Source organism: Terriglobales bacterium, from assembly GCA_035651655.1.
Lineage (GTDB): Bacteria > Acidobacteriota > Terriglobia > Terriglobales > Acidobacteriaceae > DASRFG01.
On the sequence record DASRFG010000029.1, the window covers coordinates 103,746 to 129,186 of the forward strand.

20 protein-coding genes and 1 tRNA gene are annotated in these 25,441 nt (G+C 56.8%); 13 read left to right on the forward strand and 8 right to left on the reverse strand.

Annotated elements, in window-relative coordinates; translation table 11 throughout:
• The first annotated feature begins 125 nt into the window (after positions 1-125).
• On the forward strand, positions 126-812 hold the full coding sequence (locus VFA76_14745; protein HZR33101.1) for an SRPBCC family protein: 687 nt from the start codon (positions 126-128) through the stop codon (positions 810-812).
• A gap of 51 nt (positions 813-863) precedes the next feature.
• Here VFA76_14745 and VFA76_14750 read toward each other — a convergent pair whose 3' ends face one another.
• Positions 864-2,309 carry a pyridoxal-dependent decarboxylase gene (locus VFA76_14750; GenBank protein HZR33102.1) on the reverse strand — a complete coding sequence of 482 codons (1,446 nt, stop codon included), beginning with the start codon at positions 2,307-2,309 and terminating at the stop codon, positions 864-866.
• Between the two features lie 159 nt (positions 2,310-2,468).
• On the opposite strand from VFA76_14750, the gene pgl reads away from it, so the two are divergent.
• Positions 2,469-3,224 carry a 6-phosphogluconolactonase gene (gene pgl / locus VFA76_14755; GenBank protein ID HZR33103.1) on the forward strand — a complete coding sequence of 252 codons (756 nt, stop codon included), beginning with the start codon at positions 2,469-2,471 and terminating at the stop codon, positions 3,222-3,224.
• A gap of 246 nt (positions 3,225-3,470) precedes the next feature.
• On the opposite strand, the gene leuD is transcribed toward pgl, so the two are convergent.
• From leuD to VFA76_14775, 4 genes are read right to left on the reverse strand one after another with little or no spacing between them, the layout of a single operon-like run.
• Complete coding sequence (leuD, locus tag VFA76_14760; protein HZR33104.1) at positions 3,471-4,076, reverse strand: 3-isopropylmalate dehydratase small subunit; 606 nt, start codon at positions 4,074-4,076, stop codon at positions 3,471-3,473.
• Positions 4,058-5,476, reverse strand: a complete 1,419-nt coding sequence (gene leuC / locus VFA76_14765; protein HZR33105.1) for a 3-isopropylmalate dehydratase large subunit — start codon at positions 5,474-5,476, stop codon at positions 4,058-4,060. The genes leuD and leuC overlap by 19 nt, the downstream gene beginning before the upstream one ends.
• Positions 5,477-5,487: 11 nt before the next feature.
• The gene (gene leuB / locus VFA76_14770) at positions 5,488-6,591 is read right to left on the reverse strand and encodes a 3-isopropylmalate dehydrogenase (GenBank protein HZR33106.1); all 1,104 of its coding nucleotides are present in this window, start codon (positions 6,589-6,591) and stop codon (positions 5,488-5,490) included.
• Between the two features lie 42 nt (positions 6,592-6,633).
• Positions 6,634-7,839 carry a 2-isopropylmalate synthase gene (locus VFA76_14775; GenBank protein ID HZR33107.1) on the reverse strand — a complete coding sequence of 402 codons (1,206 nt, stop codon included), beginning with the start codon at positions 7,837-7,839 and terminating at the stop codon, positions 6,634-6,636.
• A gap of 141 nt (positions 7,840-7,980) precedes the next feature.
• On the opposite strand from VFA76_14775, the gene VFA76_14780 reads away from it, so the two are divergent.
• Entirely contained in the window at positions 7,981-8,898 is a 918-nt protein-coding gene (locus tag VFA76_14780; GenBank protein HZR33108.1) for a LysR family transcriptional regulator, read from the forward strand.
• Here VFA76_14780 and VFA76_14785 read toward each other — a convergent pair whose 3' ends face one another.
• Positions 8,899-10,293 carry a sigma 54-interacting transcriptional regulator gene (locus VFA76_14785; protein ID HZR33109.1) on the reverse strand — a complete coding sequence of 465 codons (1,395 nt, stop codon included), beginning with the start codon at positions 10,291-10,293 and terminating at the stop codon, positions 8,899-8,901.
• A gap of 285 nt (positions 10,294-10,578) precedes the next feature.
• Here VFA76_14785 and VFA76_14790 point away from each other — a divergent pair, with 285 nt between their 5' ends.
• The 8 genes from VFA76_14790 to VFA76_14825 all read left to right on the forward strand — a co-directional run bounded on the left by VFA76_14790 (position 10,579) and on the right by VFA76_14825 (position 21,497).
• Positions 10,579-13,023: an HD domain-containing phosphohydrolase gene (locus VFA76_14790; GenBank protein ID HZR33110.1), complete on the forward strand. Its 2,445-nt coding sequence runs from the start codon at positions 10,579-10,581 to the stop codon at positions 13,021-13,023.
• A gap of 15 nt (positions 13,024-13,038) precedes the next feature.
• Positions 13,039-13,902 (forward strand): ABC transporter permease, encoded by an 864-nt coding sequence (locus VFA76_14795; protein ID HZR33111.1) that lies wholly within the window; start codon positions 13,039-13,041, stop codon positions 13,900-13,902.
• Positions 13,899-14,702: an ABC transporter permease gene (locus tag VFA76_14800; GenBank protein HZR33112.1), complete on the forward strand. Its 804-nt coding sequence runs from the start codon at positions 13,899-13,901 to the stop codon at positions 14,700-14,702. The genes VFA76_14795 and VFA76_14800 overlap by 4 nt, the downstream gene beginning before the upstream one ends.
• The gene (locus tag VFA76_14805) at positions 14,699-16,336 is read left to right on the forward strand and encodes an ABC transporter substrate-binding protein (protein HZR33113.1); all 1,638 of its coding nucleotides are present in this window, start codon (positions 14,699-14,701) and stop codon (positions 16,334-16,336) included. The genes VFA76_14800 and VFA76_14805 overlap by 4 nt, the downstream gene beginning before the upstream one ends.
• Positions 16,336-17,187, forward strand: a complete 852-nt coding sequence (locus VFA76_14810; protein HZR33114.1) for an ABC transporter ATP-binding protein — start codon at positions 16,336-16,338, stop codon at positions 17,185-17,187. Before VFA76_14805 ends, VFA76_14810 begins: the two co-directional genes overlap by 1 nt.
• A 136-nt stretch (positions 17,188-17,323) precedes the next feature.
• Positions 17,324-19,420 carry a TonB family protein gene (locus VFA76_14815; protein HZR33115.1) on the forward strand — a complete coding sequence of 699 codons (2,097 nt, stop codon included), beginning with the start codon at positions 17,324-17,326 and terminating at the stop codon, positions 19,418-19,420.
• 308 nt (positions 19,421-19,728) lie between these two features.
• Positions 19,729-20,310, forward strand: coding sequence for a hypothetical protein (locus VFA76_14820; protein HZR33116.1), 582 nt, complete (start codon positions 19,729-19,731; stop codon positions 20,308-20,310).
• 161 nt (positions 20,311-20,471) lie between these two features.
• On the forward strand, positions 20,472-21,497 hold the full coding sequence (locus VFA76_14825) for a VWA domain-containing protein (GenBank protein HZR33117.1): 1,026 nt from the start codon (positions 20,472-20,474) through the stop codon (positions 21,495-21,497).
• 7 nt (positions 21,498-21,504) lie between these two features.
• Here VFA76_14825 and VFA76_14830 read toward each other — a convergent pair whose 3' ends face one another.
• Entirely contained in the window at positions 21,505-23,091 is a 1,587-nt protein-coding gene (locus VFA76_14830; GenBank protein ID HZR33118.1) for an alkaline phosphatase family protein, read from the reverse strand.
• A 242-nt stretch (positions 23,092-23,333) separates the two neighbouring features.
• On the opposite strand from VFA76_14830, the gene VFA76_14835 reads away from it, so the two are divergent.
• Positions 23,334-24,596, forward strand: coding sequence for an alkaline phosphatase family protein (locus tag VFA76_14835; protein ID HZR33119.1), 1,263 nt, complete (start codon positions 23,334-23,336; stop codon positions 24,594-24,596).
• Between the two features lie 283 nt (positions 24,597-24,879).
• Here VFA76_14835 and VFA76_14840 read toward each other — a convergent pair.
• A tRNA-Val gene (locus tag VFA76_14840) sits at positions 24,880-24,956 on the reverse strand.
• A 105-nt stretch (positions 24,957-25,061) separates the two neighbouring features.
• Here VFA76_14840 and VFA76_14845 point away from each other — a divergent pair.
• Positions 25,062-25,441, forward strand: a 380-nt coding sequence (locus tag VFA76_14845) for a DUF2007 domain-containing protein (GenBank protein HZR33120.1), incomplete at its 3' end; no start/stop codon positions are given.

Below are 25,441 nucleotides of genomic sequence, written 5' to 3' on the forward strand. Positions count from 1 at the left end.
TAGGGCACACGTCCTGATGGCAACCATCCTCTCAGGTTCGCGCTCCAACTCTTCACAACGCCTTTTAATCGCGACGGCGTGTTTCCGAGCAAATTTGTCGCGCCGGCTGACAGGAGGAAAGCATTATGTCGAGGAGAAGAAGGTTCTGGGCTGGCTTTGCTACAGGAGCGGCGGCGGGCGCGGGTGGAACGCTGGGCATCCTCCTGGCGCTTAACTTTGTCGGGCGGGCGGGACACCGCAGGGTGGTCCATCTGGAGAAGAGTATTGAGATCGCGAGCCCGCTAGAGGACGTGTTCCGGGCCTGGCACGACCTGGAAAGGCTCCCCCAGCTTTCGGACGTGATCGAGCAAGTGCGGCGCGACGGTGATCACTCACGGTGGCGGGTGAATCTGGAGGGCCGTACCTACGAATGGGACGCCAAGATCGAGCAGTTCATCATCAACCAGGCAATCGGCTGGAAGTCTATCAGCGGACCCAAACACAGCGGCCGGATAACTTTTTCTCCCATTGGCACCAACACGATGGTGCACATCACCATGAACTATGCTCCGAAAGTCAGCCTTCTGACCCCTTTCGTGGCCTCGATTTCTCAACGACTGGAAGACTGCATCGAAAAGGTGCTGCGCGATTTCAAATCCTCGCTTGAGCATCAGGCGGATAGCCGGCCGCCTGTGGTACGCATGCCGGAGTCAGACCAGGCAACAGGGACGTTTGGTCGAGATGCCGACGTCGCTGGCGGTACGCAACATACTCGCTTTGGCGGCACACCCAATCCGGTGGAATTCACGCGTCCCCCGGAAGCAAAGTCCTGAACCTCGAGCTTTCTTCAGTGCTCAGGCTTTCGAACACGAACTAGCTCACGGTCAAGCCTGCTCTGCCACCGCCGCTGAGGAACTCAGTGCACCGGCGTGGGACTGGATGGCTCTCCACGCGCTCTCAACGTGCTCTTTTTCCGTATAGGTCTGGCCAATACAAAAGCGTAACGTGTATTTTTGATTGAGCTTAGTGTGTGAAAGGTAAACCTTTCCGCTGGTATTCAGGTTCTTCAGCAATCGCTCGTTCACCTCGTCCTCGCCCTTTAATCGAAAGCAGATGAGATTCAGCGCCACCGGCGCCATCAGTTCAAAACGGCTGTCTGCCTTCAACCAATCGGCAAAAATGCGGGTTAGGTCAACATGCTTACGAATCATCTGCTGCAAGCCTTCCACGCCATAATGGCGAATCACGCACCAGAGCTTCAGCGCGCGAAAGCGGCGTCCCAGAGGAATATGCCAGTCACGAAAATCCACGACTGCGCCGCTGGCGGAGGCTGGATTGCGCAGGTACTCCGGTGTAATGGAGAGTGTCTCAGTGAGGGCCTTGCGATCGGCAACGTAGAAGCAGGTGCAATCGAAATTCGTCACCATCCATTTATGGGCGTCGAAGCAGTAGCTGTCCACCAGTTCGAGGCCCCGGTGAATCCAGCGAAATTCCGGGCAGAGCGCGGCCGTTCCTGCCATTGCCGCGTCCACATGGAGCCAGATATTGTGCTCGCGACAAATGGCAGCGATCTCGGGCAAGGGGTCGAAGGCCAGGGTGGAAGTTGTTCCCACGGTCGCACCCACGAAACACGGCACCTTGCCATCGCGCTTGTCCTCTTCTATGGCCTGTGCCAAAGCCGCCGGACGCATGGCAAACTTCTCGTCCACTTCGATGGTCCGCAAGTTCTTGCGCCCGATGCCGGCGATCTTTACCGCTTTTTCCATAGAAGAATGTGCCTGCGAGGATGTGTAGGCGGTGAGCCGCTGGTTGCACCCGGCTTCATTCGAGGAAAACTGAGTGGCGCGTTCCCTGCCAGCGAGCATCGCGCACAGGTTTGCGCTTGAGGCGGAGTCTTGGATTACGCCGCCTCCGTTGTGCGTGGAAGCAAACTGTTCCGGCAATCCCAGCATTTCTACCAACCAATCGAGCACGCGGATTTCAAGTTCGGTGCATGCCGGGCTGGTAGCCCATAACATTCCTTGCACTCCCAGTCCCGCGCAAAGGAGCTCTCCAACCACGGAGGCCGGCGAGCTGTTGGCGGGAAAGTAAGCAAAGAAATTCGGCGATTGCCAATTTGTAACTCCCGGCAGAATCTTATTTCCCAGATCCTCTAGAACACTCTCGAACGGCTCACCCGTGGCCGGCGGATGCTGTGGCAAAGATGCCAGGATTTCACCCGGCTTCACTTGCGACAGGACGGGAAGCTCTGCCGCGTGCTCCAGATATTCGGCAATCCAATCAACCGCACGGCTGCCGTCACGCCGGAATTGTTCGAAGTCCTTGTTCAAAAGTTCTTCACCCGCGGTGGAAAATATGAGAACTTCAGCTCTCGATGATACCTTTTTTTAAATTAGATTTTTCCGATCCGTCTTGTTCATGAGCCGAATGTTTTGCGACACTAACGAGCGGTTAGCATCTATTTCTGCTGACATCTTCTTTAACTGGCCATGTCGAGTCCCGAAATCAGAGTTGTGAATGATGCCGAAGCGTTGAGCCGAGTGGCGGCTGAAGAATTCAAGCGTGCGGCTCAGGCCGCGATCGAAGCCAAAGGAAGATTCACCGTTGCCCTGGCTGGAGGATCCACCCCGAAAGGACTTTACTCACAGCTCGCCAAGTCCAAAGATCTGCCCTGGGACAAAATATACTTCTTTTTTGGCGACGAACGTCACGTCCCGCCTGAACACCCGGAAAGTAACTATCGTATGGTCAATGAGGCGCTGTTTTCGCGCGCTCCGGTCCCGCCCGACCATATTTTTCGCATGCCGACGGAGGATTCTGACGCCAAAGCAGTAGCCGAACAATATGAAAGAGCGTTGCAACAGTTCTTCCAACTCAAGCCTGGGAACTTTCCAATATTTGATCTCGTTCTTCTGGGCTTGGGGCCCGATGGTCACACTGCTTCACTTTTTCCCGGCACTGCCGCACTGCACGAGAATTCACGGCTGGTGGTCGCAAACTGGGTGCCGAAATTCAATGCTTACCGCCTAAGCCTGACGGTTCCGGTACTGAATCGAACGAAGCAAGTGATGTTTCTCGTCAGTGGGAAAGAAAAGACAAATGCGCTGGGATCAGTCCTAGCTTCTGATTCTCCTCCCGAACAATTTCCTGCAAAACTGATACGACCTCGCAGTGGAAAAGTGCAGTGGCTGGTTGATCGCGCGGCATTACCGGCTGCACTCGAGCAACGCGCTAAGCTGGCCTAAGTACCTGTACCTTTCAACCGCAAGCGAATCTCTTCTAAAGCCGATTACATTCCCGGAGTAGCCGGGTCAGGTACTGGTACGACATCCGGCTGGGGGGAGGGCGAGGGAGCAGGATCGGGCCTCGGCCTGGGGAATGGCTTCGGATCCGGGTCTGGAGGCAGCCCTGGAATTCCAGGTATTGGGTCAGGAGCGCGTAAGGTCAGCATTTACTAGAACAGATGGAGTTGTCCCTCGGCAGGATGGCCGTTAAACGCGAGAGCGATCTTCGTGCGCAGTAATCAGGCTTTCATGCTGCAGGGTCAGCGCGATGTCGTCCAACCCTTCCAACAGGCATTTACGCTTGAAATCGTCTATGGAAAAGCTTGCCGCGAAACCAGCTTTGTCCCAGACCCGCTTTTTCTCCAGATCCACAGTCAGCTGGTAGCCCGGATGTTGAGCGCGTTCGATCAGTTCTATTACCTCCTGCTCGCGCAACACCACGGGCAGAATTCCATTCTTAGTGCAGTTGTTGAAAAAGATATCGGCGAATGATGGCGCGATGATGCTTCGGAAGCCATAGTCCAGCAGCGCCCAGGGAGCATGCTCGCGCGACGAGCCGCAACCAAAATTCTTCCCGGCTACTAGAATACTGGCCCCTGCATACTTCGGTTCATTGAGGACGAAGGCCGGATTCGGCTTCCCATCGGCTGTAAAGCGCCAGTCATAAAACAGGAACTGCCCATATCCGGTACGCTCAATGCGCTTCAGGAACTGCTTGGGAATGATCTGGTCGGTATCTACGTTCGGCCGATCGACGGGGGCCACTTTGCCGGCGTGCGTGCGAAATGGCTGCATCAGTCGCGATACTCCCATTTCCGGACATCGACGAAGTGCCCTGCGATGGCCGCAGCAGCAGCCATCTCCGGGCTGACCAGGTGGGTACGACCACGCGCCCCCTGTCGCCCTTCAAAGTTGCGATTGCTGGTGGAGGCACACCGTTGGAGGGGCTGCAGAATGTCCGGATTCATGCCCAAACACATAGAGCAGCCAGACTCGCGCCACTCAAAACCGGCCGAACGGAACAATTGATCCAGGTTTTCGCTCTCCGCTGCACGCTTCACCGCCTGCGAACCCGGCACCACCAGCGCCTGCACTTTTGGACTTACTTTGTAGCCTTTCACCACTTTCGCGGCAGCTCTGAGGTCCTCTAATCTCGCGTTAGTACACGATCCGATGAAAACACGGTCAACATTGATCTCCTGCATTGCAGTGCCCGCCTGCAATCCCATGTATTCGAGCGCCCGCTGGGCAGAACGCCGATCGCTCTCGGAACTCAGCCGCGCCGGATCCGGTACGCGCTCGGTAACTGGCACTACCATTCCTGGGTTTGTACCCCACGTCACCGCGGGCGCGAGCTGCGCAGCATCGAGCTCGACCACACGGTCGAACTTGGCGCCCGGATCGCTGTGCAGATTCTTCCACCCCGCAACCGCCTGGTCCCAGTCACTGCCTTTGGGGGCAAATCGGCGGTCGCGTAAGTACTGAACCGTGGTTTCATCGGCGGCGATCATGCCGGCGCGCGCCCCCGCCTCGATGCTCATATTGCAGAGCGTCATGCGACCCTCCATCGAAAGACTGCGGACAGCGTCGCCGGCGTATTCGACCACGTATCCGGTTGCGCCATCCGTACCGATCGTTCCGATGATGCCGAGAGCCACGTCCTTCGCCGTGACGCCCGACGGCAGGGTGCCATTAACTTTCACCTGCATGGTCCGCGGCTTCTGCTGCCACAAACACTGCGTGGCCAGCACGTGCTCGACTTCCGATGTGCCAATGCCAAAAGCCAAGGCTCCGAACGCTCCGTGGGTGCTGGTATGGCTGTCACCGCAGACTATGGTACGGCCGGGTTGCGTCAGGCCCAGTTCGGGGCCGATCACATGCACAATGCCTTGGTCGGGGGAATCAACATCGAACAAGCTGATTCCAAACTCCTGGCAATTCTGCCGAAGGGTTGAAACCTGTTGTGCGGAGATCGGGTCGCGGATCACCTGCCGATCGGCGGCGATGGTGGGAAGGTTGTGATCTACCGTCGCGAAGGTAAGCTCAGGCCGCCGCACGCGACGACCCGCAAGGCGCAGCCCTTCGAATGCCTGGGGCGACGTGACTTCGTGCACCAGATGAAGGTCTATGTAGAGCAGCGCCGGCTCGCCAGCGGCAGCGCGCACCACATGGCGGTCCCAGATTTTTTCAAAAAGAGTTTGAGGACTGCTCATTGGATTGCAGCTCAGACTGCGTGGTACGCGTGTCGATTGTCAAGCCTGTCGGCGACGACCTTCTCCACTTGCTGCCCCATCTCTGCGGTGGTGACTGCAAGCCGCGGACGCCCGCGGGTGAGATCGGCGGTGCGATAACCGGCCTCGAGGACGGAACGGACCGCGGATTCGATGTCAGAGGCCTCTTGCGGCAGATGCGCGGAGTAGCGCAGGAGCATCGCTGCGGAAAGAATAGCCCCTAAGGGATTGGCAACACCCCGGCCGGCAATGTCCGGCGCGGAACCGTGTACCGGCTCATAAAGATTCACCGACCCGCCGATGGTGGCGGAAGCCAACATGCCCAGCGATCCCGTAATCACTGCCGACTCATCCGACAAGATATCGCCAAACAGGTTTTCCGTAAGGATTACATCGAAGCGGCGGGGATCGGTTACCAAGTGCATGGCGCAGGAGTCCACGTACATGTGTTCGAGCTTAACGTCGGTATATTCCCGGGCCACCCGGCTTACGACTTCACGCCAGAGTTGCGAAGTTTCCAGTACATTGGCCTTGTCTACGGACGTGAGCTTGCGACGTCGACGGCGGGCTTCCTGGAAGGCAATGTGGGCAATGCGCTCAATTTCTTCTTTCGAATAGCGCATGGTATTGAAAGCCGTCTGCCGGTCCTGATCGAAGGCACGCGGCTCTCCGAAATAGAGCCCCCCCAACAATTCGCGAACCACCAAAAGGTTTGCACCCTCCACGACCGAGGCTTGCAGCGGAGAACAGTCGGCAATTGCCTTGTAAGCGACTGCCGGACGCAGATTGGCGTATCCCCCGAGCGCCATGCGCAATTGGAGCAGCCCACTTTCCGGGCGCTCGTGGCGGGGGAAAGTATCGAATTCAGGTGCGCCCACCGCGCCCAATAGCACCGCGTCGCTCTCCAGGCAGCTATCCAAGGTCGCAGGGGGTAGAGGTTTTCCGGAGAGACGGCAAGCTGCGCCCCCAAACGGTTTCTCGTTGAATTCGAAATCGTATCCGGAAAAGTCGCCTACCAGCCGAAGCACGCGGACCGCTTCGGAAGTCACTTCAGGACCGATCCCATCGCCGGGGAGAACTGTAATTCTAAGTTTCATGGACCTGTTGTTGATCGAACCTTCAGATTTAATCGGCCAGATTTAATCGGCAAAGGCCGCGGCTGCAGTCGTGGCGGCTGCGGCTTTAGGAGCTCTTCCGGCGCGCGGTAGCAAGGCAATCAAATCCTGGTCGTAAATATGCTTTTTCCGATCGGCCACGCCGGTAAATGCCTCGTATAGCGTATCCAGTTCAGGACCGGTCAGCGGATATCCCAGTTCCGAATATCGCCGGGCCAGGGCATGACGGCCTGAATGCTTGCCCAGAACGATGCGATTGCCCGGGGCTCCCACCGATTCCGGTGTCATGATCTCATAGCACAACGGGTTGCTCAGCACACCGTGCTGATGAATGCCAGCCTCGTGAGCGAAAGCATTGGCCCCCACCACAGCTTTGTTGGGCTGCGGCTGAAACGAGATGATGGTTGAGAGCAACTGGCTGGTGAAATGGATCTCCTCGCTGCGCACGCCAGTCTGGTATGGCATGCGATCGGAGCGTACACGCATTGCCATCACAATCTCTTCTAATGCAGCATTTCCAGCCCGCTCGCCGATTCCATTGATGGTGCACTCTACCTGGCGGGCGCCCGCTTCCAATGCCGTCAGTGTATTGGCGACAGCGAGGCCCAAGTCGTTGTGGCAGTGGACGGAAATCGTCGCATTCTCAATGCCTCGTACCTTCGCGCGAATGGTCTCGATAATGTTTCGGAATTCTTCGGGAACAGTGTAGCCGACCGTGTCCGGGATATTGATGGTCGTAGCGCCAGCATCAATCGCGGCCTGGACCGCGCGGCAGAGATACTCCAGCTCGGAGCGGGTCGCATCCTCGGGTGAGAACTCGACGTCGTCACACAGCGTGCGCGCAAAGGCGATGGAGCTGCCGATTTGCCGCAGGGCGTCGTCACGCGTGATCTTCAGCTTGCACTGCAGATGGATATCGGAAGTGGCAAGGAATATGTGGATGCGCGGATGTTCCGCCTCCCGCAATGCATCCCAGGCACGATTAATGTCACCGTGTGACACCCGTGCCAGTGCCGCGATCTTGGGACGCCGAACCTCATGAGCGATGGTCCGTACCGCCTGGAAATCGCCCTCGGAGGCGATGGGGAACCCCGCCTCAATGACGTCCACACCCAGTTTGTCCAGTTGGCGGGCCAGGCTGAGCTTTTCATCCACATTCATGCTGCAGCCAGGAGCTTGCTCGCCGTCGCGTAGAGTGGTGTCGAACACGGTCACGCGGGAACTGGTCATGCGGTCTCCTCCCCTCCGAAACTACTATTTCAACGTATGCGGTACGATAACACAAGCTTATAATTATTTGACATATCATAAGCGCAAGTTATTATATTGCGGCAGGCGCAGGTTGCGCTAAGTTGTAGTAATGAGGGGTAAATGGAACTTTTTCAGCTGGAAACCTTTTTGGCGGTTGCGGAGGAGAAGAGCTTCTCCCGCGCTGCCAAAAGGCTACACCGTACCCAGCCCGCTGTGAGCCAGGTGATACGCAATCTGGAGCAGGAATTGGGTGAACTGCTGCTCGATCGCTCATCGCGCGACGGCACCCTGACGGATGCCGGGCGGGTACTCCATGAGTACGCGCAGGAGCTATTGAACCTGCGCAATGAGGCCCGGCTTTCGTTGGTGGAGTTGCGCCAGTTACAGAAAGGCAAGCTGACCATTTCGGCCAATGAATACACTTCTCTGTACCTGTTGGGCATGTTGCATGAGTTTCGTCGCGTGCACCCCATGATCCGGGTGGCGGTTCAGCGGTCGCTCGCCAGCCGTGTTCCGCAACAAGTTAGTGAGCACGCCGCTGAAATGGGGGTGTTGTCGTTCCGCCCAGAAGATCCGGAGCTGCGCTCAACGGTCGTGTATCGCGATGAACTGACGTTTGTGGTTCCTCCTTCGCATCCTCTGGCTTCGGCGGGTGAAATCAGCATTCGCGAGCTGGGGGCGGAAGTCTTCATCGCCCACAATGTGCCCTCACCCTATCGTGCCAAGGTGCTGCAGGCTTTTGCCCGGCACAAGACTCCCCTGCACATGGACGTGGAGCTGCCCACCATTGAGAGCATTAAGAAATTCGTCGCCATGGGCAATGGTGTTGCTTTGGTTCCGGGGCTTTGCGTTGAAGACGAGCTGGCGCGCGGGGAGTTGAAGCGCGTCAGCGTTCGGGACCTGGTGCTTGAGCGCAGGTTGCGCCTTGTATATCGAAAGCAGGCGGTGTTGTCACACGCCGCACGCGCCTTCTTACAGGTAGTGGAATCTTTGAGCTCGGCCAAAAAAGGAAGGTATCTCTACCAGGCGGAGCGTTGATTAGAGGTGCTGTGCGAGTGCCGGCTCTCCTGTCCAGCCTTCGCTTGAGATCTGCTGTTGCAACCAGCTTTCTAGTTCGCGCTGGCTCTCCTCTGGCATGTCCTGGAAGCGGAATCCGGCTTTGCCGTCACTGTCAATCCATGCCATTTCACCCTTGCTCTCGATGGGACGCGACATCCCAGGAAGAGTGAAGGTGACGATTACGTTTGACCGAAACTGCGCCAGATCGGACGACCGGACCGCGATGCCGCTGCTGCTGAGGTTCACGCTCATGGCATGTACCTCCTTGCCGGCAGAACGAATCGCCACCGGGAATTCCGAGACCACCCGGAAATAGCGTTGCTGTTCATAACTCAGTTGACCGAGCGAATTCTGCGGATCGGATTCTGCCTGCTCCTTATACTGCTTCAGCTTGCGACTCAATGTCCGGCGGGAAATGCCGAGACGCTCTGCTGCCTTGCCGCGGTGTCCTCCAGTGCGGGTCAGAGTTTCCAGGATGACCCGCTTTTCCACGTCGTCCAAGTCGCTGGCCCGAGAACCCGCGCCCACTCCGCGCCGGGAACTCGAATTTGGGTTCTCAAGCGCGAGATCGGCAGCAGAGATTTCAGGCGCGCCATGCTTTGCATTCATCACCGCCTTGAAAATCACATTTTTCAATTCGCGCACGTTTCCGGGCCAGGAATAGCTTTGCAAGGCATCGAGGGCGTCGGCCGTAAAGCGCGCTTCCGGCGAATGCTGCCGTAACGCATATTCCGCGATTGCGGCCACATCATCCGGACGTTCTCGCAGCGGCGGTACACGCAATTGAAATTGGCTGAGACGGTAATAAAGATCGCGGCGGAACCTTCCTGCTTTGACGGCCATCTCCATGTCCTGGTTCGTCGCCGCGACAACGCGAACGTCGATGTCAATTTTCTTTTGGCCACCCAGGCGGTAATAGGGAATGCCATCCAGCACTCTCAGGAGTTTCACTTGGACCTTGGGATCAAGTTCACCGATTTCGTCTAGAAATAATGTGCCCTGATCGGCTAGCTCAAATAGGCCCGGCTTGGCGCCCTCAGCGCCGCTGAAAGCGCCCTTCTCATAACCAAACAGTTCACTTTCCACCAGGTGTTCTGGCAATGCCGCGCAGTTCACGTCTACAAAAGTGCGCAAGCTGCGTCGTGAATAGTGATGAATTGCCCGCGCAATCAGCTCTTTACCGCTCCCGGTTTCTCCCACGATCAACACGCTTGCGTTGTGCTGGGCCACCCTCTGGATGAGCAACATCACATTGCGGAGCGCCTGGCTGCGCACTATTGCCGTGCTGCCATCCGGGAACTGAACTCCTTCGATCTTCAGGTTGGTTGAAGGGTTCTCTGCCAAAGGTCTGTCGGGCTGATTGGGTGTCGTCATACGGGACTGATCATTTGTCGCATGAGCAGCCCTGAAATTCGACATTACCGCAGTAATTCTCAAGTTCCTAAACAGGGAGTTTGAGAGCGGGCCAATTGGGCCTTAAGGGATGACTTCAGTAACTTCGGATGGTTTTAGAAATGCTGTAAAACTGAGTTACGCGCCCACTAAAAGATGAGCCGAACCCCCTCGTGCGCGCCGGCTTTCCCCCCACTTTGACGCGGGCGTAGCTCGTTTGCTGCGTGAGAACGTTTGCCGCGCACTTTCACGCAGAGTGGAGCCAGAATGTCCAATAGGGCCAAAGTGTTTATCGGCATGGTGGTCCTCGCCGGGACCGCGATACTGGCCGTTGGATCGCTTGGCTTTCATTCCGCTGACCCCGCCCGATTCCTCGGCTATCTGGCAGTCGCCCTTTTCGCTTCCATCCTGAAAGTCTCGCTGCCTGGAATCACCGGCACCATGTCAGTGAACTTTCTTTTTATCCTTATTGGAATTGTTGAACTAACGCTGCCGGAAACTTTGCTCCTGGGATGTCTCGCCACCGTTGTTCAGTATTTTTGGAATGCGAAAGGTCAAACCAAGTGGGTGCAGGTCACGTTCAACCTGTGCAACATGGCAGTGGCCATCGCCGTTTCCTACTGGGTTTACCACACCATCGTCCGGCACTGGTTCAGCCACTACCTGTTAATGGTGCTGATGTTGTCGGCTGCTGTGTACTTCGTCGCCAATACAGTTCCCGTCGCCGCCGTCATTGCGCTCACCGAAGAGAAATCGCTGCGCAAGATTTGGTCGGAGTGCTACTTCTGGTCTTTTCCGTATTACCTGGTGGGCGCCACCATCGCCGCCATGGTCAGCTGGGTTAATAGCGCGATTGGCTGGCAAACTTCTTTGCTGGTCTTGCCGCCGGTCTATCTCATTTACCGTTCATACCATCTCTATCTGGGAAAATTAGAGAACGAAAAGCAGCACGTGGAGCAGATCGCTTCATTACACCTGCGCACCATTGAGGCGCTTGCGCTCGCCATCGAAGCCAAGGACCACACCACCCACGATCACTTGCAGCGGGTGCGAATTTACGCCACTGAGTTGGCGAAAAAACTAGATCTTACGGAAGACGAAAATCAAGCAGTGCATGCGGCGGCATTACTGCACGATATTGGCAAGCTCGCTGTGCCTGAGCACATCATCTCTAAGCCGGGAAAGCTGACACCCGAAGAATTCGAGAAGATGAAGATCCATCCCCTGGTAGGCGCCGAGATACTGGAGCGCGTGCAGTTCCCCTACCCGGTCGGGCCGATTGTGGTTGCACATCACGAGAAATGGGACGGCAGCGGATATCCTAATGGACTTAAGGGCGAGGAAATCCCAATCGGAGCACGCATCCTTGCCGCCGTGGATTGCCTGGACGCGCTGGCCTCCGACCGCCAATATCGCAGGGCACTCCCGCTCGAGGACGCGCTGGCGCGGGTGGTCGCAGACTCCGGCACCGCCTTCGATCCCCAGGTGGTGGATGTCTTAAAGAAGCACTACGTCGAATGGGAGAAGCTGGCCCAGGCGCGCTCCAAACCGTACGAGCGTACGAAACTCTCCACCAGAGTTCGTGTGGAACGCGGCAAGGCTCCAGCCACCGGGTTTGAAGAAACCAATCCCACAAAGTCCGGACCCATGCAGAGGCGGGAGAGCAGTTTTCTCTCCTCTATCGCCGCCGCCCGGCAGGAAGCGCAAACCTTGTTCGAACTCAGCCAGGACTTGGGCAATTCACTGAGTCTCGATGACACCCTGTCGGTGTTGGCGGCCCGACTGAAGCGACTTGTCCCTTACGATTCCATCGCAATTTATGTTCGGCGGGAGGACAAGCTGGTCCCTGAGCATGTTAGCGGCGATAACTTCCGACTCTTTGCGTCCTTAAAGATTCCACTCGGTGAAGGTCTATCGGGATGGGTGGCAGAGAACAAGAAGGCCATCATCAACGGGAATCCCTCAGTCGAGCCGGGTTATTTGAACGATCCCTCAAAGTTCAGCACCTTGCGCTCTGCTCTCGCTGTACCGCTTGAAGGGCTGAGCGGCGTCATCGGAGTGCTCACGCTTTACAACGCCGAGAAGGATGCTTTTACTTCCGATCACTTGCGCATCCTCCTGGCCATAAGTTCCAAAGTCGCGCTTTCCATTGAGAACGCGATGAAGTACCAGCAGGCAGAAAGTTCAGCCACCATTGACTACCTGACTGAACTGCCCAACGCCCGCTCACTCTTTCTGCATCTGGATCGCGAACTGGCGCGCTGCAAGCGGACCAATTCAGCGGTCAGCGTGATCGTCTGCGACCTGGATGGGTTCAAGCAGATCAATGACCGCTTTGGCCACCTGGAAGGAAACCGCGTGCTGCGGGTTTTTTCCCAGAGGCTAAAAGACGCCTGTCGCGAATATGACTACGTGGCGCGCATGGGCGGAGACGAGTTCGTGATTGTGGCTCCTGGCCTGAAACCGGACGCGGCACAGCAGAAAGTGGACCAGGCAATTGAAATTGCAACTCTCGCCGGACGCGAAGTTTGCGGCGAACAGTTGATCTCGCTGAGCGCCGGCATGGCTGTGTATCCGGACGACGGCGAAGACGCTGAGGAGTTGTTGGCCGAAGCCGACCGCCGCATGTACATCATGAAGCAGCAGCATCATCAGCAGAGAAGCGCTGCCGCCGCTGCGGGTGCAAGCAACACTTCACGTCCTGTGAATTGAAGGCCAAAAAAAAACATGGTGCAGCGGCTTATCAAACATATCGCAACCATCCTGCTGACCGCCGTTCTAGGCGGCATGCTGGGAGCCACCTTAGTGCGCTTTTCCCCTGGGGCAGGCGTTGATGAGCGTGAGTTCGACCCTCGTCTAAGTGCGGAGAGCGTTGCCGCCCTGCGCCAGCAGCTTCGGACCGAAAATAATTTGCCGAATTTCTATCGCCATTACTTCGCAGGTCTCCTGCACGGCGACTTGGGCTTTTCACGAACTCTCAACCGTCCGGCCGCCCAGTTGATCGCAACCCGCTTCCCGGTCACGCTGCGCCAAGTCTCAATCGGGTTGCTGGTGGGATGGACGATTGCGATGCTGCTCGTGGTCCCAGCGGTCATGCTGCACTCGTGGCAATTTAATCTGCTTGCCGGTGGCCTCACCTCCACATTGCTTGCGGTCCCCGCAGCGGTGCTGGCGCTCATGTTCGTCTTTCTTCGGGCGCCTCCCAGTCTGGCGCTTGCGCTGGTGGTTGTTCCCAAGATTTTCGGCTATTCGCGCAATGTGATGTTGCGCAGTTATGAGCTTCCTCACGTACTGGCGGCCCGCTGCAAAGGACTGGGCGAAGTGCGCGTGTTTCTGTGGCATGTGCTGCCGGTTAGTGCTCCGCAGATGCTGGCTCTGGTGGCGATATCTGTGACTCTGGCTATCGGCGCAGCGATTCCGGTAGAAGCCCTGTGCGATCTGCCGGGCATCGGCCAGCTTGCCTGGCAAGCCGCCTTGGGCCGTGACCTGGTGCTGCTGGTCAATCTCACGACGCTGGTCACTTTGATTACGGTCACCATAAATTCGGCTTCTGACCTGCTCGGCCGCTCAATGTGGCGAGGCGCAGCGTGAACACCGGGCGCTGGATTGCAATTTGCCTGCTGGGCCTGGTACTGACTGCTTCCCTTTTGGCAAACTTCATTGCTCCTGCCTCCTACGCCGAGCAATTTCGCGATCTGCCTGGAGCGTCACCTTCGGCAAGGCATTGGCTCGGAACTGATGACCTCGGCCGTGACCGGTTCTCGCGCCTTCTGTATGGAACCAGGATTTCTCTTCTGTTGGCGCCCGCGGCGGCGCTGGTTTCGACGCTGCTTGCCGGCGTGATTGGCGGCCTGGCCGGCTATCTGGGCGGAGGTTTTGAGGGTACGGCGATGTGGGTGACGGATTTGTTCCTATCGCTGCCCTGGTTGTTCCTGTTGGTCGCGGTGCGGGCGATGTTACCGCTGAATGTGTCGCCCCTTGCGTCAGTAATAATTACCTTCGCACTGCTGGGCATTCTCGGATGGGCCGCCGCGGCGCGCGTCGTTTGCGCGGGCAGCCGTACCTTGCGCAACTCGGATTTTGTCCTTCAGGCCCGCGCCTCGGGTGTCAGCGGTCCACGGGTATTTGCAGTCCACATTTTCCCCAACCTCGCGCCCGTGCTGTTGGCGCAATTCTGGATTTCGATTCCCGTATTCATTCTCACCGAAGCCAACCTCGGAGTCCTGGGACTGGGTGTTGCCGAGCCCCTGCCCTCCTGGGGAAGTCTGCTGCGGGAGATTGAAGGTTACTCCGCCGCTTCCCAGCCTTGGTTGTTTGTACCGCTGCTTCTTCTGGTCGCGGTAGTCACCTGTTTTCAGGTCGCACTTTCGAGTAAGGAACTGCCCTCATGAAGAAAAGTATTCTGCACGCTCTAGTGCTCTGCGGTTTGCTGTTTGCAAGCTGCACCGCGTGGTCACAATACGGAGGCGAGCTCAGATTCTGCGTGCGCGCCGAACCCAAAACTTTTGATCCGCTCCTGGTGGATGACGACCCATCAGACACCGTGCGCTATCTCACCGCCGGTGTGCTGGTCCGCACCAACCGGGTGACCCAACAACTTGAACCGCAGCTGGCGCTCTCCTGGAAGGTCTCCGAGAACGGACAGCGCATCACCTTCAAGTTACGCAGAGATTTGTACTTCTCGGACGGTTCTCCTTTTTCCGCGACCGATGTGGCCTACACCGTGCGCCGGCTCATGGATCCCAACCTGCACTCTTCTACCGCCGATCCGTTCCGCTCAGGACCTGGGGATGTTGATGTCCGCATCTTGGCGTCGGATCGTGTCGCCATCAGATTCCCTGCACCGGTGGCGGGATTGGATCGCTTGTTCGATCAAGTGCCCATTATGTCTTCCACCTCGCCGAAGAAGGAGATGGCAGTACTGGGGCCTTTCAACATCGCCGATTACAAACCGGGCGAGTACGTCCTTCTCAAGCGCAATCCAAATTATTGGAAGCATGACGCTGCCGGACGACGCTTGCCGTACCTGGATTCTGTCCGAATTGAGGTTGAACAAAACCGCGACCTGGAGATGCTCCACTTTGTGCGCGGCGAAGTTGACTTGATCAACTCGCTCGATCCCGAATATTTCTCCAGGCTTTCCTCTCAAGCCGAGTCCACCGCGCATGATGCAGGAGTCTCGCTGGATCCCGAAATGATGTGGCTCAACCAGGTTCCTACGGCTCCGATTCCTGCTTACAAGAAGGCCTGGTTCGCATCCACCATGTTTCGGCAGGCCCTTTCTAAGGCAATCAATCGCGAAGATATGGCGCGCATCGTCTTTCGTGGCCATGCTCACCCGGCTTTTGGCCCGATCTCGCCCGCAAATACGTTCTGGTTCAATTCCAAGCTGAAAGCCCAGGCTTACGATCCCCAGAGCGCGATTCGGGAGCTTGCACAAGACGGCTTCAAATTGCAGGACGGCACATTAAAAGATCGCGGCGGCAACGCGGTGGAATTTTCTGTGATCACCAATGCCGGGAACAAATATCGTGCGGCAATGGCAGCCATGATGCAGCAAGACCTCGCCAAGATCGGCATTCGGCTGAACATCGTCACTTTGGATTTCCCGTCGCTTATGGAGCGCATCTCGCGGACCTTCGACTACGAGGCCTGTTTGCTGGGACTGGTCAACACCGAACTCGATCCCAACGTCCAGATGAACGTATGGCTGAGCTCCGCCGCTGACCATCAATGGAACCCCCAGCAGAAGAACCCGGCGACGGCATGGGAGTCTGAAATTGACCGGCTTATACGCGCCCAGGCTTCTACTTCTGACGTCAGAAAGCGCAAGCAATATTTTGACCGCGTACAGGAGATTGTTCGCGAACAAAACCCGTTTATCTATTTGTTGAATAAAGACGCACTCTCTGGCATCGCCAGTACGGTTCGGAACGCACAGCCCAGCGTGCTTCGCCCGCAGACTTACTGGAACATTGATGAGCTCTACCTGCAATCTCACGCTGACGTGGCGAGGAGCCGATAGTGACCGAGCCTCTTCTTTCAGTTTCGTTGGCTGCTCGTTATCGCGAAGGCAGTAGCGTGCTAAACGGATTGTCGCTAGAGCTCAATTCCGGAGAAATTCTAGGACTGGTGGGGCAGAGCGGCTGTGGGAAGAGCACCCTTGCGTTGGCGCTTCTTCGGCTGCTTCATCTGAAGGCCGGCAGGGCGACAGGCAAGGTTCAATTCAGCGGTCGTGAGCTGATGGACTTGGATGAGCGGGAAATGCGGGAGCTGCGCGGCAAAGAAATCGCCCTGGTGTTGCAGAGCCCCATCGCCTCGCTCAACCCTGCCCTTCGCATCGGCACACAGTTGGCCGAAACCTGGAAGGCGCATCGCAGCGGTTCGGCGGACGAATGCCGGCGTGAGGTGCTAAAGGCGCTGGCTAGCGTAATGCTGCCGGCAGACGATGACTTCTTGAGTCGTCGTCCATCCGAGCTTAGTGTGGGCCAGGCACAGAGGGTACTCATTGCCATGGCCGTAATGCATCACCCATTGCTGCTCATCGCTGATGAACCCACCAGCGCGCTGGACATCATTACGCAATCGGAAATCCTGGCACTCTTCCAGCGGCTCAGCAGCGACCTCGGCATGGCCATTCTCTATATCAGCCACGATCTTTTGTCAGTGGCTACCATCGCCAACCGCATTGCGGTGATGCATCAGGGAAGCATCGTAGAGTGCAGCACGCCGCGAGAAATCTTTTCCTCTCCCCAGCACGCTTACACCCGCGCCTTGGTATCGTCACTGCCGGTTCCGCCATCCTGGGCAGCAGCGGTGAACCCCGAGGCCAGCGCCTCGCCACGCGTACGAGCGCAGGCCGTTGGCCGTCGCTGATACACCCTTCAGAAATTCCCCCAATAACTGGCGTGATTCGGGTCCATAGCTGCAGGGTTTTGCACCTTTTGCGGGGTAATTGTTGTACCCTTATATGGGTTTTAGGGCTATAGCATGGCCCAAAACTTGCAGATAAATGGCTATGTACCTTCAGTTCTATGGCTTGCGTGAGGAACCCTTTGGGGTGACTCCCGACCCGCAATTTCTTTATCTCAGCCCGGGTCACCGCGAAGCGCAAGCCATCCTGGATTCAGACATTCGCGCCGGACGTGGGTTCACGGCGGTGGTCGCCCCGCCCGGCATGGGCAAGACCAGCCTCTTGTTTGACATGTTGCGGCGGCACGCTCGCACCACGCGCTCCGCGTTTTTATTTCAAACGCAATGCAATCCCCGCGAATTCATGCGTTATCTGATCGCCGAATTTGGATTCGGCATTCAAAAAGACGATTTCGTGGAACTAAACGGTTTGTTCCAACGCATGGTCCTGGAGGAGGCACAGCACGGCAAGCATGTCATCCTGGTAGTTGACGAGGCGCAGAATTTGCGGCCGGACGTGCTCGAAGCGATACGTCTTCTTTCGGATTTCGAAACTCCAGACTCCAAGCTGCTGCACATCGTCCTTTCCGGACAACCCGAACTGGCGGAGAAACTGGCCGACCCGGACTTAACACAATTACGCCAGAGGATCGCGCACCTGATCCGGCTGGAGCCGTTGTCGGAGGAAGAGGTGCAGGACTATATCCGGCACCGTTTGGAAGTGGCCGGCTATTTCGGGGACCCAATCTTTTCAGCCAGAGCTTGCCGAACCATCTTTCAGCGCAGTCAAGGGATACCCCGCATCATCAACAATCTTTGTTTCAACGCCTTGTCCTTGGGCCATGCTCTGGGGAACCGGCTTATCGATGCGGCCATCCTTGCGCAAGTGTGCAGTGAAATGGATTTCGTGGTCGCGAGCCGAGGATTAACCGATAAAGATCCACGCCTCGTGCCCGAAACAGTTGAAGAGAGAGCGCCGGCTTTTTTACCGAAGTTCGATGTGGTCAGTGAAATCCGTCCACCACTGGTTTCCGTAGAAAACAAGCAGGAGGATGAAGAGTCCGTGCCCTACGCGAAGGCGGCGGGAATACCTGGAGACTTTTTCCCACCCTCAATTTCGCCGCCACTTCAGGTGGTGCCTCCTGTCATGACGCGCAACCTTCCAGACGAAGTGCAGGCGACTGTGCCGCGGGTAGCTGATTCGGGCCATTACGATTCCAATGAAGACGACATTCAGCAACGCCCGACGACCGTGGACGTCAATGCCCTGGTCAATGAATTTGCCCTTCTGGGAATGCACGCGGAGGACCGGCGAATAGTGCGTAAGCGGAAACCACCAGCTGCTGAGTCGTCCGTCGTACGTGAACCAACTCCGGAGCCGGTGATCAAGCCTCCAACAGTTGAAAATGCGCCAGTGTTAGGCCCGCAGATTCCGATCGCTCCCGCTCCAGCAGCGGCGCAGCGGCCTGCTCTGGTTCCTGTGTTTCTGGCCTGGGCCACTGACCCGGTAAATCGTAAGTATGTGCTCACAGCGGCTTTCGCTTTTGTGTTGCTCATGGTATGGCAAATCTCGCGATGGGCAGAGGCGCGCCCTGAGGCCGGACACAATACTGTCCTCGCCAGCCCTGAAGGACCGGCCCTTGAAGCTGCCCCGAGAATCGCCGGGTCGGTGCCGGATTCTCAGGAGCCGATAAAAACCACAACCCCTGAACCGGGCCCCGCGATTAGTGTAGGTACGCCCCAGATTGTGAGCGGAGAGGCAGAGGCAGCGCCGCCCAACCACGCGCTTTCAGATCAGGCGAACGTCACCGCAATTTCCCAGTCGGTGGTGGACGTCATCGAGGAGATCGGCGGGGCCGAGAACGGGCCACCCGACTTTCGTTTTCCCAGAAATTTGGCGGGCGGCGTAAGATCCAGCGGTGCAGAACGGCCGGTGCGCACCGTAGAACCAGTGTACCCGGGGGCAGCCAGACTGCAGCAGTTGGAAGGGTCGGTGGAACTGAGTGCGGTAATTGGGGAAGACGGGTCCCTGCGGCACATCCGCGCCCTCAACGGCAATCCGCTGCTGGCCCAAGCAGCGATGGAAGCAATCAAGAAGTGGCGCTACCAGCCACACCGGAGGGCTGACCAAGCCTCCAACGTGCAGATCACCGTCAATTTCAAGTTTGCCCGCATAGACTCCTCTGCCCGGAACTAACTCTCGTTTTCGCATTCAGCATCTCTGCCAGCTCACTATTTGAATTCAGACTCGCATCATCCAGCATCTCTGCCAGCTCACTATTTCAATTCACCTGCCGCAAGTTCTTGGTGTTTATGGAACTACTCTCCCTCCCTGCAGGTACGCTGCTTCAGAGCGCTTCTTGATCAGCAGAGGCGGCCCACCCGAGGAAGTTCCTCTACATCGTATGTATCGTCCCCCTTAACTGACCTGCTACTCCCCGGTAAAGACCGGTCAGTAGAGGCGGGAAGGGCGATGCGGATAAAGGTAAGAGGAGAGAGATACGCATGAAACGGATCGCAGGAATCATTCTGGCGTTGGCACTGTTTGCGCCGGCAGTCTGGGCGCAAGAAGAGCACGGCGAATTTGGGGTCTTTGCTGATTACACTCGCCTGCATAACCTCAGGAACGGAAATCTCTGGGGCGTGGGTGGACAACTAGCATTCAATCTGAACAGGTTTGTGCAGCTCGAAGGCAGCATGGCCTATGATTTCGAGCGCAACTTCACAACCATCAATACGAACAACGGCAGCGGCAGTGCGAGCTTCAGCCGTTCCGGGCTTCGCTTATTGAATGGATTATTTGGGCCGAAGATTCAGACCGGTATAGGGCCGGTAAAAGCCTTCGTAACCGTCAAAGGCGGGTTTCTGAACTTCAACGTGTCTCGCAAGGGCCCGTTCAGTGGATTCACCGGTGCCCTAAGTTCGGTTCCCAGTGGAGACACGAATGGCGTGTTTTATCCGGGAGCGGGAGTTGAGTTCTTCGCTCATTGGTTCGGAGTCCGGGCCGAGGTCGGCGACCAAATTTACTTTGACAATGGCGCCAACCACAACTTGAAGATTACGTTCGGTCCACAGTTCCGCTTCTAGCCACGTCGTAGGCTTACCACTCAACACGTACAAAGGGCGCCCGGGCGGGTGCCCTTTCTTTTCTAAGGTATTCGACTGGCGCCCTGCCTACACTGCAAAATTTTTCAGACGAAGCCGGCGATTGATTGTGCTACGATGCGCGGAAATTCCACCTTTCTCTTATGGCGACTTACCCCCGCTTTGGCGCTCTGCGTGTCACGACTGCTCACCGCATCACCTGGGTGTGCTTGATCTGTATGTGCTTGACCTCATCACTCCCCGCGCAGACTGGCGATGACGTTCATCTGGTTCCCCTCAAGCCGCCTCCCCATAAACCTCTGATCTCTGCCGATGTCGAACCCCGCCGGGTGTCGAATCCCTTTCGAGTGGACGTGGATCTAGTGCTGGTACCAGTAACGGTCACGGATGGTGCGAATCGCACTATCGTCGGGCTGGGAAAACACGACTTTGCGTTATACGAAGCGGGCGAGCAACAGCAGATCCAGTACTTTTCCAGCGAGGACTCCCCCATTTCAGTTGGCGTCATTCTCGATCTCAGCAAGAGCATGACGGACAAAATCGCTCTGGCGCGCGAGGCTTTGGGAGACTTTTTCAACGTTGCCAACCCCCAGGACGATTACTTTGTGGTTGCATTCTCCGACCGTCCCAAGCTTCTGGCTGACGCCACCCAGTCAATTGGCCACATACGGGCAACGCTGGCTTCTGCCGTACCGACCGGCCACACCGCGCTGCTGGACGCGATCTACATGGGATTGGCGAAAACTCGCCAGGCGCGCTACCAGCGCCGCGCCTTGGTGATTATTTCCGATGGTGGAGATAATCGCAGCCGCTACACGGCCGCCGAGATCAGGAAGTTGGTCCAGGAAACCGATGTGCAGATTTATGCGATCGGCATCTTCGGCACGGTTTTCAAGACCCCGGAAGAGTGGGCCGGCAAGCGCTTGCTGACCCACATCACCGAAGCCACCGGCGGCCAGACCATAACCGTGAACAACGCCAGAGAGCTTCCCGACATTGCCAGCGCCATCAGCCTGGAGTTGCGCAATCAGTACGTGCTCGGCTACCACCCCCGTAATGTCACTCATGATGGCAAATGGCGGAAAATCAAGGTTCAGGTCACCTCCTCAGCACCCGACACGCCGCTACATGCCTACTTCAAGACCGGCTACCAGGCTCCTGAAAGATAAAGACTAGTTACTGCAAACCGGGCAATGTCTTTGTCTGCTCTACGCGGACTGACTTCAAGGATCGGGGATCAATTCCGAGTGATTGCAGAATTGTCGGCGCAACTTGCGATGACACAACCGGGCTCTTCACCACTCGTGAAGACAATCTCGGATTAGAGACAATCAGTGCCACATTGGTGTCACCGAAACTGAATCCGCCGTGCTCGGCATTCTTCTTGCTCGACCCTGTGTAGATGGTGCCATATGCGGGCTGCACAATGAGGTCCGGGGTGCGGGTGTCGTGGGCAGGATCGTTAAACTTTAGCTTCAGTTCCGTCCCCGCCATTACTTCCTCTATGAACAACTGCTTGGCATTAGCGTTTAAGTATTTGGCGACAATTGACGTCTGGCTCTGGTCGGCTAACCAGATTAGAGCTACGTCGTCGTCCTGGACCAAGCCGCAGGGGCCGGTTGAGCAGCTTCCTGCATTGGTGACAGCGATGGCGGCAGGATTAGTGGTGCCGTCTGGCAGCGCTCCCACCAAGTCAGCGAAGTGACCAGGTTTGTTAGTCAACTTAGGATTGATCGGCGACTGTCCGTGTTTTGCGCTGACGATGAATAGGGTTGAGTCGTAAGTGCCTTCTGACTTGAGTGCCTGAATCATGTGTCCAAGGGCCTCGTCCGTCTTCTGCAATCCATAGGCGAGAACTTCGGTCGGGGCGCCAGTGCCGTCCACGTAGCCACCCACCTTGCCGCTCAGAGGATCGCCAACACAGCTGCCATCGGTATTGTCCTTGGCGAGTTTCTGCCCCACGCTGACGGCTTGGAAGTTCATGCCGAAAACGGTAGGAGTGCCGTGTCCGCGCGAACCATCGTGCCTGCGTCCGTGGATCTCGTTAATAATCGCCGCGACTTTTTTCTGGTCATTTGCAACCGTGCAAACCACGCTCACCGTGGCGTCGAATCCGTCAACGTTCGTAATTTCTGGTGTAAAGAGATCATCCACTCCCTTTCCAGACGGTCCGTTGACCAAATCATAGGCTGGATGCTTGTCCGCCCATGCGGTGCTTCCACCCGCCGCCTTGACCGCTTCGAAAATGGTATTGGTCCGGAGTGCTTCATGCGGGAATACCGGCACGCAGTTGCCCTGTGCATTGCGGCGCCGCGGCAGTTTCGTAGGGTCGATTACGTCCGGGGAAACGTTTCCCGAGTACCTATCTATGCTCTCGTCGAAAATCATTACGTTGCCGGCTCCACCCGAGCAGGTGGTATTCGTGGGATCGAAGAACGTGCGGTCATAGCTAACGTCGTAAAACAACCCGCTGGTGACCGGCGATCCACCTGACACCAGCGCCAATAGACCGGGAAAAGAATCGGAGTTGGCTGGTGTGCGCGCGTTGCTATAGGTAATGCCGTGCCGCGACAGTTGTGCCAGTGCGGAATTCGGATGCTGCTCGACGTACCGAGCCACGTCGAGGGCGTGCAACCCGTCAACGCTGATCAGCAGCACGTGTTTGATGTTGGGCCTGGATTCTTCGGCGATAGCTGCCAATGAAACCGACAGCACCAATAACAAAGACAGAAACACAGCGGCGGGAAGATGGCGAACGGACACTAGGGTTCCTCCTGAATTAAAGCAGCGGAAGAAGATTACTGGCCCAATGGGCTGCGTAGGTTAAGCCCCGATGAACGGCCTGTTAAAAAATTGTGAAATCGTAAGCTGGGCTTCCGGTGCGGAAACTACGGGAATTCGTGTTAGGTAACCAAATGTTCATTTCGTGTTAATAACACAGAAATAAGGCCCAACTAAACTTCTCACCGTCCAGTCCCACCCAATTCAAAGGAAAGGTAAAGCACATGAACAAACATGCCGCAATGATGGCACTCGTGCTCACAGCGCTGGTGAATGTGGTTTTCGCCGGCGAGGGGCCCAGCCCAAAAGGTGTTCCGCATCTGGACCACGTCTTCGTTGTAATAATGGAGAATCACGGTTTCAGTCAGATTTTTCACAACCCAAACGCACCGTTCATCAACCGCCTGGCAAGCTCCGCGAATTTAGCGACCAACTATTTTGCGGTCGCCCATCCCAGTTTGACCAACTATCTGGAAGTGGTGGGTGGATCCAATTTCGGGGTGCTAAGCGACAATGATCCGGATTGGCACAATGCCAGCTGCACCACGAATCTGGCCTCCGGAACAGCCAACACAGACAATCCGCCCAGTCCGAATATTTGTCCCATCGCCGGCATTGGAAGAGATGCAGCCACCGTGGCGGTTGACTTTACCAATGAGACCCAAGGCCCTCCTGGAGAGAACAACATCGATGGGATCCAATCCATTCCTGCCGCCGAAAACACCGTGGGCAAGAGTATTGGCGACCAACTCGCCGCGGCTGGAGAAAGCTGGAAAAGTTACCAGGAGAGCCTTCCAGTCGAAGGTGCCGATCTGGTGAATTACAGTGATGGCTTCTTCACCAACAACACCGATTTCAGCAAGATCAAGCCTACTTTGAATCCGCCGCTCTCGCAGCGCGACGTTGTTAAGCTTTACGCCGCGAAACACAATCCTTTCGTTTACTTCCGCAACGTCCAAGATGGCGAAGCTGGGAACAGCCTCAGAAACTCCGTCGCTTTTGACGGCCCACAAGGTCTGTACGCCGATCTTCGTTCCGGCCACGTGCCCAGCTTGTCGTTTATTGCACCTAACCAGTGCAACGACCAACACGGCCGGGGTAACGCTGGCGCATTCTGCAACTTCGATCCCACCTCCGACGGCAGCCAGGCAGGCCTTAATCCGGCATTGATCTTCCTGGGTGATGTCACTGTGGAGCGGATCGTGAATGCCATCAAAAAGTCTCCGGCATGGCAAGCCGGCAAGAACGCGCTGATGGTCTTGTGGGACGAAAACGATTACAGTCTGGCCCCGAATACTAACCGGGTGATGGCAATCGTGGACACCAATTATGGCGTGCATGGCGTCCAGAGCTCCCGGCGCTATACTCACTTCTCCTTGCTTAAATCGCTGGAATCCGGTTTGGGTCTTCCTTGCCTGAACCATGCGTGCGATGGCAACGTCCATGTCATGTCCGACTTGTTCCGCGCCGGCAACGAAGGTCGCTAAAGTCAACTCTACTTGTAAGCTGAATTGAGGGCTGGCCCCGGCTGGTCGCGCCGGGGCTTTCCCCATTCAGTTCCGGCGGCCTCTCGCGAGCGCGATATGAGGGAGGTTACAAGTGAACACATTTCCGATTTTGCCGCTCACCTACAGACACGCAGACTCGCGCCAGCACCCGTAAATGCGCGGCTGCGGATCGTAAACACAATTCTGGGCAACACAGAGCAAAGCGACCGGTAGGAAGTCAAAGAACAACTAACAGCAAGCACCGTGAAATCAGGCAATTGAATGGTGGGCACTGCAGGACTCGAACCTGCGACCTCGTGCGTGTGAAGCACGCGCTCTAACCAACTAAGCTAAGCGCCCCTCGTAGGGAACTGCCCGCATTGTAGCAAAATGGGGAGCATGCGGGAGCGGCCCTGCTGACCAGCCCTCTGTGCGCTACTTACGCTCTGGAGTATCCTGAAACGCATGTCTGGCGGCCTGGTAACCATCGAGCGCTTTCGTGATCTGCCGGAGGCGTTGCTTGCCAAGGGGAAACTCGAGTCCGCGGGAATCCCGTGTTTTCTGGCGGATTCGGAGCTGGTGCGAGCCGACTGGCTGTGGTCCAATGCCATCGGCAACATGCGTCTGCAGGTCAAGGCCGAGGACGCGAAAGAAGCACTCAGCATCTTGCGCGAGCCCCCACCGGAAATCTTTCTGGAGCAGGAAGTCGGCGAATACTACCAGCAGCCCCGGTGTCCCAAGTGCAATTCCATCGACATCGGATTCGAGTCGATTGACCGGCCCCTCAGCTACGGTCTCATGCTGATCGGGCTGTGCTATCCGGTTCCGAAAAACACCTGGAAATG